This window comes from Acinetobacter venetianus RAG-1 = CIP 110063, from assembly GCF_000368585.1.
In the GTDB taxonomy this organism is placed as follows: domain Bacteria; phylum Pseudomonadota; class Gammaproteobacteria; order Pseudomonadales; family Moraxellaceae; genus Acinetobacter; species Acinetobacter venetianus.
The window spans coordinates 645,933-661,315 of sequence record NZ_KB849557.1 but is presented as its reverse complement, the minus strand read 5'-3'; the positions used below and the strand labels follow the sequence as shown (position 1 = coordinate 661,315).

Sequence of the window (15,383 nt, the reverse complement as noted above, 5' to 3'; positions counted from 1 at the left end):
CTTCAGGGCCAAAACGACAAATTAAAGCCATAGGAAGTATGCATACGGAAGCGTTGTTTGGATCACTCTAGTTTTTCTGTGAGAACAAGAGCAATTCAGCGACACAATTTTTAGGGGGATATATTGAGCAGTGAGGCAAGAAGCCTCGGATTGCTGGTATCCCTCATAGGTTAAGGAAAATGATATGGCAGCACATCAAGATGGTTCTGAAGCCAATCCCTCCCAAAATTTAAAACATGGTCTGCAATCACGACATTTGACGATGATCTCTATCGCTGGAGTGATTGGTGGCTCTTTATTTGTCGGTTCAGGCAGTATTATTTACAACACAGGCCCCGTGGTCTTTCTTACCTACGCTTTGGGTGGTTTGTTGGTCTGGTTCATTATGCGTATGCTCGGGGAAATGGCCGTTTTAAACCCTGACAGCGGTTCATTTTCGACTTATGCGGACCGAGCGATTGGTCGTTGGGCTGGTTTCTCGATTGGTTGGTTATATTGGTGTACTTTAGCCATGCTGATGGGGTGGGAAGCTTATGTTGCAGGTAAAATTTTAAATAATTGGTTCCCGTTTATCCCGATTTGGGCTTATATGGTTTTAGTGATTGGTGGGTTGGTCGCGGTCAATTTACAGAACGTTAAGAACTATGGTGAGTTCGAATTTTGGTTTGCATTGATCAAAGTCATCGCAATTGTGATATTCCTCGTAATTGGTAGTCTTGCGATCATGCACCTATGGCCGTGGGGTGATGTTTCAGCCGCAGGTGTGACCAATTTAACTGCCCAAGGATTTATGCCAAATGGCGCATCGTCCGTTATCACTGCTTTACTTGGGGTCATGTTTGCCTACATTGGTGCTGAAATTGTGACTGTAGCAGCGGCAGAGTCAGAAAATCCATCGAAAGAAATCCGTAAGGCATCTAATTCCGTCGTGTGGCGAATTGTCTTATTCTATGTCGGATCGATGTTTGTCGCGGTATGTTTGATTCCTCACAACAATGAGCTTTTAAAAGATTCAACTTGGGGAACCTATAGTGTCACGCTCAGTGCGCTTGGCGTTCCTGAAGCACGTCATATCGTCAACTTTGTGGTACTGACATCGGTTTGTAGCTGTTTTAATTCCGCGTTATATACTTGTTCCCGTATGCTCTTTTCACTTGCGAAGCGTGGTGATGCGCCGAAAAGTTTTGCTTCTGTGAATCGTAAAAGCAGCCCATGGGTGGGTGTATTGGTGTCGTGTTTCTTCTCAGTTATTGCTGTGATTTTAACAGCGACCAAGAGTATGGATGTCTATGATTTCTTCATGTTAACCACTGGTGCAGCGACCTTGTATGTATATTTGACCATTGCTTATTCACAGTTGTGTATGCGTAAAAAGCTTGAGGCTGAAGGTGTTAATATTGAATTTAAAATGTGGATGTTCCCTTATTTAACTTATGTGGTGATCTTTGCAATTATTGCTGCCATCCTGACCATGTTGATCGAAGGGACCTATTTTAAAGAGGTGATCTATACCACAGCATTGTTTGGCATCATCGTGGTTTCAGGATTATTGTCGCAAAAACTCGGTTGGGGGAAGGAGCGTAGAGAAACGCATTTAGCCCAAATCCATGAAGAAAAATTAGTCTAAAGTTTAAAAAAAGATAAGAGCCTCAATCTGGAGGCTCTTTTTTATCTATGCTTAAAAATATAGGACTCAATTGAGTGTTGGTACGCCAGCTTCACGTAGACATTGCAGCAATGTCCCAAATGCCATCACCATATCTTTCTCATTGACGCAGGCAAATCCCATCAGTAAACCACGTTGAGCATGGGCATGTGAGCGCATGTAGTATTGAGACAGCGGACGGACTTTGACTCCGCGCTCTAATGCAGTCGCGGCAACTTCTACATCATCACACGTAGCAGGTAACTTTAAAACCAGATGCAGACCCGCTGCTTCATCATATTCATGTAGAAATTCAGGTCCTAAATAGCGATGAATCAGACTGACTAAATAGTCCCGTCTTTTGCCATAGAGCAATCGCATTCGGCGAATGTGGGCTTCATAATGACCTTCACGGATAAATTCAGCCAGTGCTTTTTGTTCTAATAGATGCCCGCCACGATATAGCTCTGCTGCAACGATACGCAGTGGTGAAAACAGTGGCTTAGGCACAACTAAATAACCAATCCTCAAAGAGGGATAAATCGTTTTGCTAAACGTACCCATATACAGGACTGGGGCATTAGTTTCCAAGCCTTGTAGGGATGGATAAGGCTGTCCAGAGAAGCGGAATTCACTATCGTAATCATCTTCCACGATCCAAGCATTGTGTTGACGTGCGATTTGAAGCAGTTGCTTACGACGGTTTAAGCTCAGATGTGAGCCTAAAGGATATTGGTGTGATGGCGTGACAAAAATCAGTTTGGGTGGTTGGGTTGGATTTTGCTCAGGAATGATCCCTTCTGCATCAACAGGCATTGGCTGAATATCTACGCCGTTAATTCTTAAATTATTACGCATTCCCCAATATGCAGGGTCTTCGATCCAGACGCTATCGCCAATGTCACTCAGTGCGCGTGAGACTAAATCTATCGCTTGATGAATGCCTTCCGTAATAATAATTTGATCAGCATCGCATTGAACTGAGCGCGCTACCCGTAAATAATCAGCTAAGGCACTGCGTAGCTCAAGACATCCCCCAGCATTGCTATAAATCAATCGGTTAATATCAGGTTCACGGCTTAAACGGGCTTGGATACGACTAAAAATATGATGAGGAAATTCGGTGACATCCGGCGCACCAGGCACAAAAGCACCCCATTGATGTGGTGAAGCTGCGGCATAACCTAATAGGTTGGAACCTCGCTGTGATAACGCATATGAACTTTGAGTAACTGGTAAATCGGGTTCTTTCTTTTTATTTTTGGTATTTAAAAATTTTTCAGGTAATTGCTCCGCTACCCATGTGCCGTGACCTGTACGTGCCTCTAAATATCCTTCAGCCTGTAATTGTTCATAAGCACTGAGAACGGTATTTCGAGAGACATGAATTTCGCTTGCTAAGTCGCGAGAAGCAGGTAGGCGAGTCATCGGTTGAACCACACCATCAATGATTGCACCACGCAGACAACGGAACAGGCGTTGATGTAGTTTTCCCTCAGTGTCCTGTTGGAGTCTTTGTAACAAATGATCCCCAAGTAAACTGCGCAATTGGCTCTCTCCTACAGTTTAAAAATGGCTCTCGTCAGTTGTCATCAGACGAGCGAAATTACAGTTATAGGCAGTCATTGTATCGCATCCTAAAAATCGACCCCTAGGATGTACGACCAAAGCTGTAACTGATGATGAGATATGAGGGAATAAAATGGACACTCAACATTCTGCACTGAATACACGTAAACAGCAAGCAACTCCACGTGGCGTGGGTGTGATGTGTCAGTGGTATGCAGATAAAGCTGAAAATGCAACGATCTGGGATAAAAACGGTAAGCAATATACAGACTTCGCTGGCGGTATCGCAGTGCTAAATACAGGGCATCGTCATCCTAAAGTGATTGCAGCGGTGACAGAACAATTAACCAAGTTTACGCATACGGCTTATCAAGTTACCCCATATGAAAGCTATGTGTCGCTTGCTGAACGTATCAATGAGCGCGCTCCAATTGCAGGTGCTGCGAAAACAGCATTTTTTACGACAGGCGCAGAAGCAGTTGAGAATGCCGTGAAAATTGCACGTTCTCATACAGGTCGTCATGGCATTATTACCTTTGGTAATGGTTTCCACGGTCGTTCATTTATGACTATGGCAATGACAGGTAAAACTGCGCCTTATAAACGTGATTTTGGTGTGATGCCAGCAGGTGTATTTCATGCGCGTTATCCAGTGCCAGAAAAAGGGATTTCAGTTGCAGCAGCGATTGAAAGTGTTGAGGATATTTTCAGTGAAGATATTGCTCCGCATGATGTGGCTGCGATTGTGCTTGAACCTGTACAAGGCGAGGGTGGTTTTAACGTTGTTCCTGCTGAGTTTTTAAAACGTTTAAGAGCTTTGTGTGACAAACACGGGATTTTATTGGTTGCTGATGAAGTGCAATCTGGTTTTGCGCGTACTGGTAAATTATTTGCGATGAATCATTATGAAACCAAAGCAGATTTGATCACCATGGCAAAAAGCTTGGGTGGCGGCTTCCCAATCTCAGGTGTAGTGGGACGTGCCGAAGTGATGGATGCACCAAACCCAGGCGGTTTAGGTGGAACATATGCAGGTAGCCCAATCGCAGTGGCTGCTGCGCATGCAGTGATTGATGCAATCGAAGAAGAAAACTTATGCGAACGTGCCAATGAGCTTGGGGCTGAACTGGTATCTGTTTTGAAAGACATTCAGCAGGCTTCAGGCGATGTTGTGACTGAGATTCGTGCGTTAGGTTCGATGGTTGCTGCCGAGTTAGAAACAGCGGAACAAGCAAAAGCTGTACAAACTTATGCAATGGACAATGGTTTATTGATTCTAACTTGTGGTAAATACGGTAACGTAATTCGTTTCCTTTACCCATTAACCATTCCTGCTGAGCAATTCCGCCAAGGTCTTGACATCTTGAAGCAAGGTTTTGCAACTTTAACAGCAGACAGTGTGAAAGCAGTGGAGCAATCTGCATGATTCAAGATAATTTGCAGTATTTATTAAAACATCCTGATATTTCATTCGATGCACCGACCTCGAATGACTATATCCAAGTCAATGATGCTGCGACAGGTGATACGTTAGCATGGGTAAAAACCTATGACCAAGCGGGTGTTGAAGCTGCGATTCAACGTTCAGCCGATGCCCAGTCTGCTTGGAAAAAGCAAACAGCTTTAGCTCGCGCAGATATTTTACTGGCATGGTACAACCTGATGCTTGAGCATAAGGAAAACTTGGCTCAGATTTTGACTGCTGAGCAAGGCAAACCTTTAGCTGAAGCGCGTGGTGAAATAGGGTATGCGGCATCATTTATTCGTTGGTTTGCAGAGCAAGCACGTCGTATTGATGGTGAGGTTTTAACTCCGACATTGCCAAATCAACGGTTACTGGTGATTAAGCAGGCGATTGGTGTCACTGCGGCGATTACACCGTGGAATTTCCCAGCGGCGATGATTACGCGTAAAGCAGCGCCAGCAATTGCTGCGGGTTGTTCAATGTTGGTGAAACCTGCGGAACAAACACCGTTAACGGCGTATGCATTGGAAGTATTGGCATTACAGGCAGGCTTACCTGCCGATGTACTTCTCAATATTAGTGGTGATGCGATTGAAGTGGGTCAAACGATTTGTGCGAGTGATTTTGTTCGTAAATTGAGTTTTACGGGTTCAACTCAAGTGGGTCGTATTCTGATGCAGCAATGCGCCCCAACCATCAAGAAACTTTCTCTTGAGTTGGGTGGTAATGCCCCCGTTCTGGTATTCGATGATGCCAATTTAGATCAAGCCGTTCAGGGCATCATGGCAAGCAAGTATCGTAATAGTGGGCAAACCTGTGTCTGTGCCAACCGTATTTATGTGCAAGATGGCATTTATGATGCATTGGCAGAACGATTAGTTGATGCCGTATCTAAATTACAGGTAGGTGATGGTCGTCATGAGGGTTCAACGCAAGGACCATTGATTGATGAAGATGCGATTGCCAAAGTACAGTCGCATATTGCTGATGCGACTGCTCAGGGTGCGACTGTACGAATTGGTGGTCAGCGTTCAGCATTGGGTGGTACATTCTTCGAGCCAACAGTTCTCACAGATGTAACACAGGCAATGAAAGTAGCGAAAGAGGAAACTTTTGGGCCGCTTGCACCATTATTCCGTTTCAAATCAGAAGATGAAGCGGTTGCGATGGCAAATGACACCGAGTTCGGTCTCGCTGCTTATTTATTTACTCAAAGTACTGCTCGTCAGTGGCGAGTGGGTGAAGCACTTGAGTATGGTATGGTCGGAATCAATACGGGAGCCATTTCAAATGAAGTTGCACCGTTTGGTGGTGTAAAGCAGTCTGGTTTAGGTCGTGAAGGCTCTAAATTTGGTATTGAGGAATATCTGGAAATGAAATACCTCTGTCTGGATTTATCTGAATAATCTGATGATCTAGCCGCGATCATACCCCAGCTTTATTAAAACGGTCATGCCCATTCATGACCGTTTTTTTATTTTAAGTTGCGAGATAGCCTTTATGACTTTCGGGTAAGCGTCGTAAGGTCTCAACCAAGGTTTCAATCAATTTTTCCACGACTAATCGCTGTCCTTTTCTTGAACCATAAACCAGTTGTAAGGTTCCGATATTGGATTTCCATTCAGGTAGAATATGAATGAGTCGACCTTTTCGAATGTCAGCTTCTACAGTTAAAAAAGGTAGATCGGCAATCCCTAAACCATCGGCAACCGCATAGTAAACTCCTGCCAAATCATTACTTTTCACTCGAGGCTGATAGGGAATCTCCATGGTTTCACCAGTGCGTGTATTACACAGATGCCAAAGATAGTTTTGCTTTTGATTCCCCAAACTGATACTTGGATAATTTTGTAATTCCGATGCGTCCAAAATGATGTGTCCCTGTAGCAACTCAGGTGCGGCAACTAGACAATGATCGGTTTTAATTACATCACGAACAATTAAACTGGAATCTTCATTTGGTTCGAAATTGGTACGGATTGCCAGATCAATATCATCATGCAAAATATCCACTCGGCGACTGGTTAGCTCTAGTGAAATTTCGACTTTGGGATAGGCTTTAAGAAACTGATTTAAAATTTTTCGAATTTGAAAATGCATCATCAGCGGCGGACAACTGATTTTTACGACACCTTGTGGCTCGCTCTTTTGTTTTAATAAAACATTTTCGGCACATTCCACTTGAGCAATGACTTTGCAGCATTCTTCATAAAATTCTTGCCCTAATTCAGTCACCTTAAAATGCCGTGTTGTGCGTTGTATTAGGCTGACATTAAATTTATTTTCTAAATCAATAATTCGACGGCTGAGTTTTGATTTACTGATATTTTCAGCCTCACTTGCAGCACTAAATCCGCCATGTTTAACAACGAGATAAAAGTAATAGAAATCATCAAATGAATTAATCAAGGTCGATAAATCCTGTCGTGAGTAATCAGCTCAAAATAGCATTAACGATTTTGAGCTGATTGTGCAAGTAGTTTACTTTTGCGAGGTATTTTGATTGTAACTATTGATCAGGTTGCGATAATCAGGAATATGATTTGAGAATAATGCACCTAAACCTTCAATATCATTACGCCAATCACGATGTAGCTCACATGCCATACCAAACCATGTCATCAATTGAGCACCTGCTTTTGACATACGATCCCATGCTGCATCACGGGTGAGTTCATTGAATGTGCCTGAAGCATCTGTGATGACAAATACTTCAAATTCTTCTGCAAGCGCTGATAACGCTGGGAAAGCAACACATACTTCGGTCACAACACCTGCGATGATGAGTTGCTTTTTGCCAGTCGCTTTAACGGCTTGAACGAAGTCTTCATTATCCCAAGCATTGATTTGACCAGGGCGAGCAATGTACGGTGCATCAGGAAACATGTCTTTAAGTTCTGGGACAAGAGGGCCATTGGGACCATTCTCAAAGCTCGTGGTTAAAATGGTTGGTAGATTAAAATATTTCGCAGCATCAGCCAGTGCCAACACATTGTTTTTGAATTTATCAGGATCAATGTCTCGAACGAGGGACAATAGACCAGTTTGGTGATCAACCAATAACACCGCGGCATTATTTTTATCTAAACGAATATAGTCTTGGTTCATGATTTTATCCTCATGTTTTTGCATTTATTTCTAAAAAAAGATGAGTCGGATGAAACACCTTGTAGATGCATGCTATTGAAAATTTTCATGAGCCAGAAGATCAATAAACGAGATTAACAATACTAAAAATAGGACGATCTTGATCAAATTGCTGAATGGGTGAGAGAAAAATTGATTGTCCTATTTCTAGAATAATGTGTTGTGATCCTGTGGCTATAAGCTGAACCGTTGCAAGCGTAAAATGAAATTCAAGATCAAAGCTTCTACCTTATAGGAGTACATAGATGAAACAGATTGTTGGTATTTATCAAAACAAACATATGCATTGGGTTGGAGATGGTTTTCCTGTCTATAACCTATTTTCTTATGATCGTTTAGGTCAAAGCATCAGTCCATTTTTACTGTTGGATTATGCAGCGCCGTATCGCTTTGAGCCAACTCAAGCACAACATGGCGTAGGCTCACATCCACACCGTGGTTTTGAAACGGTGACGATTGCTTATCAAGGTGAAGTCACACATAAAGACTCGACAGGTGGTGGCGGAACGATCAAAGCAGGTGATGTGCAATGGATGACCGCAGGTGGTGGTATTTTGCATCAAGAATTTCATTCGCCAGAGTTTGCACAGCAAGGTGGTTTATTTGAAATGGTGCAGTTGTGGGTGAATTTGCCAACGCATTCCAAAATGACCCCAGCAAAATATCAAGCGATTGAGTCCGAGCAGATACAACGTATTGCTTTAGATGATCAGGGCAGTGAGTTACGTATTATTGCTGGTCAATATCAAGAGACAGCGGGCGCTGCAACCACATTCAGTCCAGTCAATGTTTGGGATGGAACATTAAGTGCTGAGCAAACTCATACATTTTATGTGACAGAAGGGCATACCACTTTATTTGTACTACTGTCTGGCGAAGTCACTTTAAATGAGCAGGTGATCGGAGCGCCAAGTTTAGTGGTTTTGAGCCGTGAAGATATTGATTTTACTGTGACAGCGACGCAAAACAGTAAGTTTTTGATTTTAACAGGTCAGCCACTCAATGAGCCGATTGAAGGTTATGGTCCGTTTGTAATGAATAACAAAGCTGAGATCATTGATGCAATCAACGATTTCAATAACGGTAAGTTTGGTGTGATGGAAAGTTAATGTTCATTATTCCACTTAGTCATTGATAAATATAAGAAAGCCCATAACTCCTTTAGAGTTATGGGCTTTCGCTATAAGGTCCTCTATTGATTTTTTTAATATTAGGTCACTTATTATTGTACAGTTTATTATGTGACTGCTTTCTCATTCTTGTTTAATCAGAATAGCGCTAATTTTTTGCTTTGCAAACCCTTTCAAGCCGCAAAAATGGAAAAATAAAGAATGTTCTGTATATTTTTGTGATTAATAATCTAATAAAATTAATTTTTTCATGTGCTTAAGCTTAAAAAATGCAGTATTCTAAAATGTAACAATAAATGAACAACACCATTACGACAAAAGTCTGACTTTAATGCTGAATCTGGTATTTTTTAATACGGCGTTTGAGTTAAGGATCAGTCATAATCAAGAAAAATCATCAACTGATGGGACATAAATTTTGGATATTGCAATTATTGGCAGTGGAATGGCAGGACTCGCTGCCGCCAGAATCCTACATGATGCAGGACATAAAGTTACTATATTCGAAGCACTCGCTGGTCGGGGCATGGATAGTCATAGTATTGATTTTGATGGTGGCATAATTGATGCTCCATTGCGGGTGATGAATCCGAAACTTTGGAAAAATACCTTAAGCTTGGCAAGTTATTTGGGCATTGAAACTTTTCCAGTGCGTACATTTATGGCTTGCAGTTGGTTATTTGAAGATAAAACAGATACATGGTTAACGACTTCACGCAGCCGTATCGGTAATTTTCCAATTATCAATAACCGTAAAGGTATCCAGCAATATGGTTGGCGCTTAGTCAAAGGCATGTTGCAGTTAAAAACAGCGGTGAATCAGTTCTTTAAATCTGAAAATCAAGACATCACCCTCGCTGAATTCATGAATCAATATCATATTGAGGAAGTTTTTTGGCATGGTACGGTGATGCCTGTGCTATATACAATTTGCACATGTCACCCAAAAACCATTGGTGAGTGGCCAGCCAAGCCTTTGCTTGAGTTCATTCGTCAGCTCACTGAAGGTGAAGCACTATTACGAATGAAAGGTGGAACGCCTGCGCTGGTAAATCGTCTGATTGATGGTATTCATATTTTCAGCGGTTCTCCTGTGAAAAATGTTGAAGAACAAGGTGATAAAGTCTTGGTCGAAAATGGTCAAGGTGAGAAAAAACTATTTGACCGTGTTGTGATTGCAACACCAACCCCTGTGATTGAAAATTTCTTGAAGCAACCACAGTTCACTGAGGATCTGGCTTTATTGAGAAAGTTTAGATTTGAAGAGGGCGATTTGGTGATTCATACCGATCCAGTGGTGATGCCTCCACGCCGTAAAGATTGGGCTGTGTTGAGCTACATGATGGATCGTAAATTTATCCGTCAACAATTCACGGTATGGATTAATGCTATCGAGCCAAGTTTGGTTGGTAAAAATGCCGTATTCCAAACATGGTGCCCAGTGATTGATATTGATCCGAAAAAAGTTATTTCCAGAGTCAAACTCACACGTGCAGTTGTGGATTCTGAGACGGTAGCTTTAAATAAACAAATCCAGCAGCGCCATTTAGAACAAGACCGTAAAGTATTCTATTGTGGTTCGTGGTCATGTGATGGTTTGCCAATTTTAGAATCAGCCGTGACCTCAGCAATGCATATTTCTGAGATTTTAGGTGCGCCGTCGCCGTTTGTTGGTTTAAAACCCAAAGTGAAAGTTGCACCAGAACTCGGCTACTAAAATGGCCAACTTCAAGCAGGCATTGATCGAAAAAGTTATTGGGCATAAATATGCAATTGATGCTAAACGACTAGGTGATGATGCCGTGCTTGCTTGGAGTAATCTCGGATATTGGCATAATCAATATCATGATTATCCTCTCGCTTGTCAGCATTTAGCTGATCAAATCGCGGGTTCAATTCAACTCAAAAAATCCGATCGCGTTTTAGATTTAGGTTGTGGACAAGGTGCCAGCCTATTGCGTTGGTTACAACATTATCAAATCGAAAATCTTACGGCTGTCGAGCTGCAATCCGACTGTGTAAAACGAATTCAAAAACAATTGCCGCAAGTTGCCATATATTGCGGTTCATTTTTGAATTTAAAACAAATCAATTTTTTAAATTCATTTGATGCCGTGATTTGTATTGATGCTGCATATCACAGCAATTTGAATTCATTTCTTAGTTCCACACATTCTATTTTGAATTCAAAAGGACGTTTAGCTTTTCACTATTTAGTTTGGGCTGATCTTTGGCAAAGTTGTAGTTATGCACAGAAGCAACGTTATCAATATTTATTAAAAGCTGCCGATGTGAAATGGCAGCATATGATGAACGAGCAGCAACTTAGCCATGCGTTAGTAGAACATGGCTTTACTGAAATTGAAATTCAGGATTTTTCAAAGCCTGTGTTTGATGGATTTGCTCGATATATCGAAACAAGAGAAATACAAAAAAAAGCTTTCGACTTTGCTCAATTAAAAATAGAGATGACTGCCAAGTTGTGTCGAAAACTCTATCAAGATGGTTTAGTACGCTATATTCAAGTAAGTACAGTTAAAAAGTGAATATAAAATGCCAAATCAATATAAAGGGTCTTGCCTATGTGGGGCTGTGACTTATTCTGCGGATGTAGAACCACGTTATCAATTTAATTGTCATTGTCGAGACTGTCAGAAAGCTACAGGTGGAGGCTATGCGCCGATTGCTTTTTTTCAGCAATCTGAACTCAATATTCAAGGCGAATTACACTATTTTGAATCTTTAGGTTCATCTGGAAAATCCATACGCCGCGCTTTTTGCCCAAACTGCGGTTCACAGATGTTTGGCTTGCCGGAGCTTGTACCAGATATGATTTCTATACGTGCAGGAACACTCGATGATCCAAATATGTATCAACCGAAAGCAGAGATTTTTGTCAGTCATGCAAATGAATGGGATGTGTTAAATCCAAATATTTCGCACTTTGAAGAAATGATGAAGAAAAGGTAGGAAATGGTGCCGGCACACGGATTCGAACTGTGGACCTACTGATTACAAGTCAGTTGCTCTACCAACTGAGCTATGCCGGCAACGTGGCGAGAATTTTACAGAATCTAATTAAAAATACAAGCGAAAAAATGAGCAAACAGATAAATTTAATTTAAATGCTAGATTTTCGCCAATCTCAATTATTTTTTCATGAGTGCATATACATAAGAGTCAATGATTTCACCTGTAATTCAATAGTCTGTTGCTGGAAGGCGTTGATAATCAGCTCCCTCAAATTCATCTAATTCTTATAGTACTAGACAGAACTGTCTGAAATTTCTTTTTATATATTATTAAGTCGATTAATATTCTGAATCCTAACTATAAATTTGAATATCAATAGGTAATATATAATGAAAGGTACAGTATTAACTTTTAACGCGCAGCTTGATGAAGGTGCAATTTCAGGAGAGGATGGAAAACGCTATAGCTTCTTTGGTTCTGAATGGAAAGAGCAATTGGCACCTGCACGAGATTTACAAGTTGATTTTGTCGTGAATGAATTAGGGCAGGCAACGGCGATCTATTTAGTGAGTTTTTCGCAGCAGACCGCAAGAGAGAAGTTATCTTCTAAAGTGCAAACTAATAGCCAACTTGATGAAGAAGAAAATTATGGTTTTTTTGATTGGGCAATGAAATGTCTAAGAAATTATGTCAATTTTTCAGGTCGTGCGCGTAGAAAAGAATATTGGTACTTTTATCTGTTTCAAATATTAGTTGGTTTTATTCTAGGTGTTGTCTTCGGCATAATTGGAATAAGTGATAGCGGAATAGATGCGATCTCTGGGCTAGTCTCTTTGGCATTCTTTTTACCAGGTCTTGCTGTGGGTGTTCGACGTTTACATGACGTTGATCGTTCAGGATGGTGGGTGTTAATTGCATTTACGATTATTGGTCTTATTCCTCTCCTTATTTGGATGGTCAGTGAAACAAAGCCAGAACGAAATCAATGGGGTCAGCCTGCAAAATAAATATAACTTATTTTTTTCAAATTTTATTCTTTTACGTCACTTGTAAAAAGTTTGGGGGTATAAAAATGAGGGTAAATTATTTTACCCCTAGTTATACCCCCAACTATCGTATGATTCAATAGTCATTATTGGAAAGCATAAAGCAATAAAAAAAGCCTAAACCCTTTGGATTTAAGCTTTTCGGACTCTATGAGACATCATTGAAATTAAATTTGGCGGTGAGAGAGGGATTCGAACCCTCGAAACGCTATAAACGTTTACACACTTTCCAGGCGTGCTCCTTCAGCCACTCGGACACCTCACCAATGGGGTGCGATAGTAACGAAAAAAAAGCAGGCTGCCAAGTTGTCGTCGAACAGATTTGCACAAAAACTTTTTGGCTAATGTTAAGATTGCGACATGTAATGTTCTGTATTGAAGACAATATATGCAAAATACTGCAAAAAAAGCAGCATTGCCTGCCACGGCATTGGCAGCATTAGGGGTGGTCTTTGGAGACATTGGAACAAGTCCTCTCTATGCGTTGAAAGAATCTTTCCATGCAGCACATGGATTAGGGATTCAACCTGAAAACGTTTTGGGTATCTTGTCCATTATCTTTTGGTGTTTGATGCTGATCATTAGTATCAAATACATCGCAATCGTTATGCGTGCTGATAATAATGGCGAAGGTGGGATCATGGCTTTATTGGCCCTGAATCTACGAAAAGCAAAAATATCGGATAGTAAAAAGATCTATCTGATCGCAATTGGTTTTATTGGTGCATCACTCTTTTTTGGTGACGGGATCATTACCCCAGCAATCTCTGTTTTGTCGGCGGTTGAAGGTCTTTCGATTGCAACCAATGTGTTGGACCCGTTTATTGTACCGATTGCGATTGTTATCGTGACAACCTTGTTTTTGATGCAGAAACATGGAACTGCATTTGTTGGTAAATTCTTTGGTCCGATCACGTTATTGTGGTTTATGTCACTCGGGATTTGGGGAGTTGTCAGTGTTGTACAAACACCTTTAGTCCTTGGAATGGTGAGTCCACATTGGGCGATTCAGTTTATTTTCACTCATCCTGTTATGTCTTTCTTCATTATGGGAGCGGTGGTCTTAACAGTAACAGGCGGTGAAGCGCTTTATGCTGATATGGGACATTTTGGGCCAGCGCCGATTCGACTAGGCTGGTTTAGTGTGGTGCTTCCTTGTTTAGTGCTTAATTATGCAGGGCAAGGCGCGTTATTGCTACGTGATCCGAGTGCGATTGAAAATCCGTTCTATCTACTCGTTCCAAGTTGGGCACTTTATCCAATGATCATTTTGGCAACGATGGCGGCAGTGATTGCATCTCAAGCGGTGATTTCAGGCGTTTTCTCCTTAGCACGTCAAGCGATTCAATTAGGATATTTACCACGACTTAGTATTAAACACACTTCGGATTCAGAAGAGGGGCAGATCTATGTACCTTTCTTGAATTGGTTGTTGCTTGTGGCAATTGTTATCCTCATTTTAATTTTCCAAACCAGCTCAAACTTGGCAAGTGCATACGGTCTCGCTGTTACGTTGACCATGCTATGTGACACGATTTTAGTCTCGATTTTTATCTACTATGCTTGGAAATGGAGCTTACCAAAAGTTCTGCTTTTGATTATTCCGTTCTTTGTTTTAGAGTCTATTTTAGTGGCTGCGGCATCATTAAAAATGTTCTCTGGTGGTTGGGTGCCATTATTGATCGGCGGTATTGCCATCATGATTCTGATGACTTGGAAGCGCGGTCGAGAGCTTACATTTGCCAAACTTGAACAAGATACGCTTTCATTGGATCTGTTTGTCAGAAGCTTGGGTGACAATGTACTGCGTGTACCAGGCGATGCGGTCTTCTTAACAGGCACGCCGAATGTAGTTCCTCATGCGATGTTGCATAATATTAAGCACAATAAAGTGCTGCATGAACGCAATATTTTAGTCACTGTGGTGATCGAAGATGTCCCTTTTGTTCCGCAAGAAGAACGTGTCAGCGTCGAGACTTTGGACGGTGCTTTTTATCGTATAAAAATCTTTTATGGTTTTAAAGATGAGCCTAATGTGCCACGTGCGTTGGTTCAAGCTTATGAATTATTGGGCTTTGAATATGATTTAATGCAAATCAGCTTCTTTATCTCGCGTGATCGTATTGTGCATAGTGTTGGTGATGGGATGTCTCCATGGCGTGAGCGTCTATTCATTTCGATGCAGCGTAATACCAGCCCTGTGAGTGACTTTTATCAAATTCCAACCAATCGTGTGGTGGAATTAGGTAGCCAAATTGAAATTTAATGAATCTTGAAGAAAAAGGCACTTTAGAGTGCCTTTTTTATTGTCTGTTGTTCAATTGAACAGTTTTGCGACATAAATTGTCGTTCTTTATGGGAACTCAATATACAGCGTAGTTTTGAATTGCTAAGCTTCGCGTTCATAT

The 15,383-nt window shown here is 41.3% G+C and carries 12 protein-coding genes and 2 tRNA genes; 9 read left to right on the top strand and 5 right to left on the bottom strand.

Annotated elements, in window-relative coordinates; genetic code table 11:
- Nucleotides 1-184 precede the first annotated feature (184 nt).
- Nucleotides 185-1,627, top strand: coding sequence for an amino acid permease (locus tag F959_RS04630; protein WP_004877977.1), 1,443 nt, complete (start codon nt 185-187; stop codon nt 1,625-1,627).
- 66 nt (nt 1,628-1,693) lie between these two features.
- Here the strand turns inward: F959_RS04630 and pdxR are convergent, their stop codons facing one another.
- Entirely contained in the window at nt 1,694-3,193 is a 1,500-nt protein-coding gene (gene pdxR / locus F959_RS04625; RefSeq protein WP_004877976.1) for a MocR-like pyridoxine biosynthesis transcription factor PdxR, read from the bottom strand.
- Nucleotides 3,194-3,347: 154 nt separating this feature from the next.
- Between pdxR and gabT the strand changes: the two genes are divergently transcribed.
- Both gabT and F959_RS04615 read left to right on the top strand, forming a co-directional pair.
- Nucleotides 3,348-4,640: a 4-aminobutyrate--2-oxoglutarate transaminase gene (gene gabT, locus F959_RS04620; RefSeq protein ID WP_004877975.1), complete on the top strand. Its 1,293-nt coding sequence runs from the start codon at nt 3,348-3,350 to the stop codon at nt 4,638-4,640.
- On the top strand, nt 4,637-6,085 hold the full coding sequence (locus tag F959_RS04615) for an NAD-dependent succinate-semialdehyde dehydrogenase (protein ID WP_004877974.1): 1,449 nt from the start codon (nt 4,637-4,639) through the stop codon (nt 6,083-6,085). Before gabT ends, F959_RS04615 begins: the two co-directional genes overlap by 4 nt.
- 73 nt (nt 6,086-6,158) lie before the next feature.
- Here the strand turns inward: F959_RS04615 and F959_RS04610 are convergent, their stop codons facing one another.
- Nucleotides 6,159-7,088 (bottom strand): LysR substrate-binding domain-containing protein, encoded by a 930-nt coding sequence (locus F959_RS04610; protein ID WP_004877973.1) that lies wholly within the window; start codon nt 7,086-7,088, stop codon nt 6,159-6,161.
- 72 nt (nt 7,089-7,160) lie between these two features.
- Nucleotides 7,161-7,787: an isochorismate family cysteine hydrolase YcaC gene (ycaC, locus tag F959_RS04605; protein ID WP_004877972.1), complete on the bottom strand. Its 627-nt coding sequence runs from the start codon at nt 7,785-7,787 to the stop codon at nt 7,161-7,163.
- 284 nt (nt 7,788-8,071) lie between these two features.
- Here ycaC and F959_RS04600 point away from each other — a divergent pair, with 284 nt between their 5' ends.
- The 4 genes from F959_RS04600 (at nt 8,072) to F959_RS04585 (ending at nt 11,926) form a co-directional block, all read left to right on the top strand.
- Nucleotides 8,072-8,935, top strand: a complete 864-nt coding sequence (locus F959_RS04600; RefSeq protein WP_004877969.1) for a pirin family protein — start codon at nt 8,072-8,074, stop codon at nt 8,933-8,935.
- A 439-nt stretch (nt 8,936-9,374) separates the two neighbouring features.
- On the top strand, nt 9,375-10,673 hold the full coding sequence (locus F959_RS04595) for an FAD-dependent oxidoreductase (protein WP_004877967.1): 1,299 nt from the start codon (nt 9,375-9,377) through the stop codon (nt 10,671-10,673).
- Between the two features lies 1 nt (nt 10,674).
- Nucleotides 10,675-11,502 (top strand): SAM-dependent methyltransferase, encoded by an 828-nt coding sequence (locus F959_RS04590; RefSeq protein ID WP_004877964.1) that lies wholly within the window; start codon nt 10,675-10,677, stop codon nt 11,500-11,502.
- A gap of 7 nt (nt 11,503-11,509) precedes the next feature.
- The gene (locus tag F959_RS04585) at nt 11,510-11,926 is read left to right on the top strand and encodes a GFA family protein (protein WP_004877962.1); all 417 of its coding nucleotides are present in this window, start codon (nt 11,510-11,512) and stop codon (nt 11,924-11,926) included.
- Between the two features lie 4 nt (nt 11,927-11,930).
- Here F959_RS04585 and F959_RS04580 read toward each other — a convergent pair.
- Nucleotides 11,931-12,006: transfer RNA gene (locus F959_RS04580), tRNA-Thr, on the bottom strand.
- Nucleotides 12,007-12,318: 312 nt separating this feature from the next.
- On the opposite strand from F959_RS04580, the gene F959_RS04575 reads away from it, so the two are divergent.
- The gene (locus F959_RS04575; RefSeq protein ID WP_004877959.1) at nt 12,319-12,936 is read left to right on the top strand and encodes a DUF805 domain-containing protein; all 618 of its coding nucleotides are present in this window, start codon (nt 12,319-12,321) and stop codon (nt 12,934-12,936) included.
- Between the two features lie 213 nt (nt 12,937-13,149).
- Here F959_RS04575 and F959_RS04570 read toward each other — a convergent pair.
- A tRNA-Ser gene (locus F959_RS04570) sits at nt 13,150-13,240 on the bottom strand.
- Nucleotides 13,241-13,363: 123 nt separating this feature from the next.
- Here F959_RS04570 and F959_RS04565 point away from each other — a divergent pair.
- Entirely contained in the window at nt 13,364-15,241 is a 1,878-nt protein-coding gene (locus F959_RS04565) for a potassium transporter Kup (RefSeq protein WP_004877957.1), read from the top strand.
- The last annotated feature ends 142 nt before the right edge of the window (nt 15,242-15,383 follow it).

What these genes read in the sequence shown, in the direction of transcription:
- F959_RS04630 (WP_004877977.1), top strand. Translation starts at nt 185, where the DNA reads ATGGCAGCACATCAAGATGGTTCTGAAGCCAATCCCTCCCAAAATTTA.
- gabT (WP_004877975.1), top strand. Translation starts at nt 3,348, where the DNA reads ATGGACACTCAACATTCTGCACTGAATACACGTAAACAGCAAGCAACT.
- F959_RS04615 (WP_004877974.1), top strand. Translation starts at nt 4,637, where the DNA reads ATGATTCAAGATAATTTGCAGTATTTATTAAAACATCCTGATATTTCA.
- ycaC (WP_004877972.1), bottom strand. Translation starts at nt 7,787, where the DNA reads ATGAACCAAGACTATATTCGTTTAGATAAAAATAATGCCGCGGTGTTA.
- F959_RS04600 (WP_004877969.1), top strand. Translation starts at nt 8,072, where the DNA reads ATGAAACAGATTGTTGGTATTTATCAAAACAAACATATGCATTGGGTT.
- F959_RS04590 (WP_004877964.1), top strand. Translation starts at nt 10,675, where the DNA reads ATGGCCAACTTCAAGCAGGCATTGATCGAAAAAGTTATTGGGCATAAA.
- F959_RS04585 (WP_004877962.1), top strand. Translation starts at nt 11,510, where the DNA reads ATGCCAAATCAATATAAAGGGTCTTGCCTATGTGGGGCTGTGACTTAT.
- F959_RS04575 (WP_004877959.1), top strand. Translation starts at nt 12,319, where the DNA reads ATGAAAGGTACAGTATTAACTTTTAACGCGCAGCTTGATGAAGGTGCA.
- F959_RS04565 (WP_004877957.1), top strand. Translation starts at nt 13,364, where the DNA reads ATGCAAAATACTGCAAAAAAAGCAGCATTGCCTGCCACGGCATTGGCA.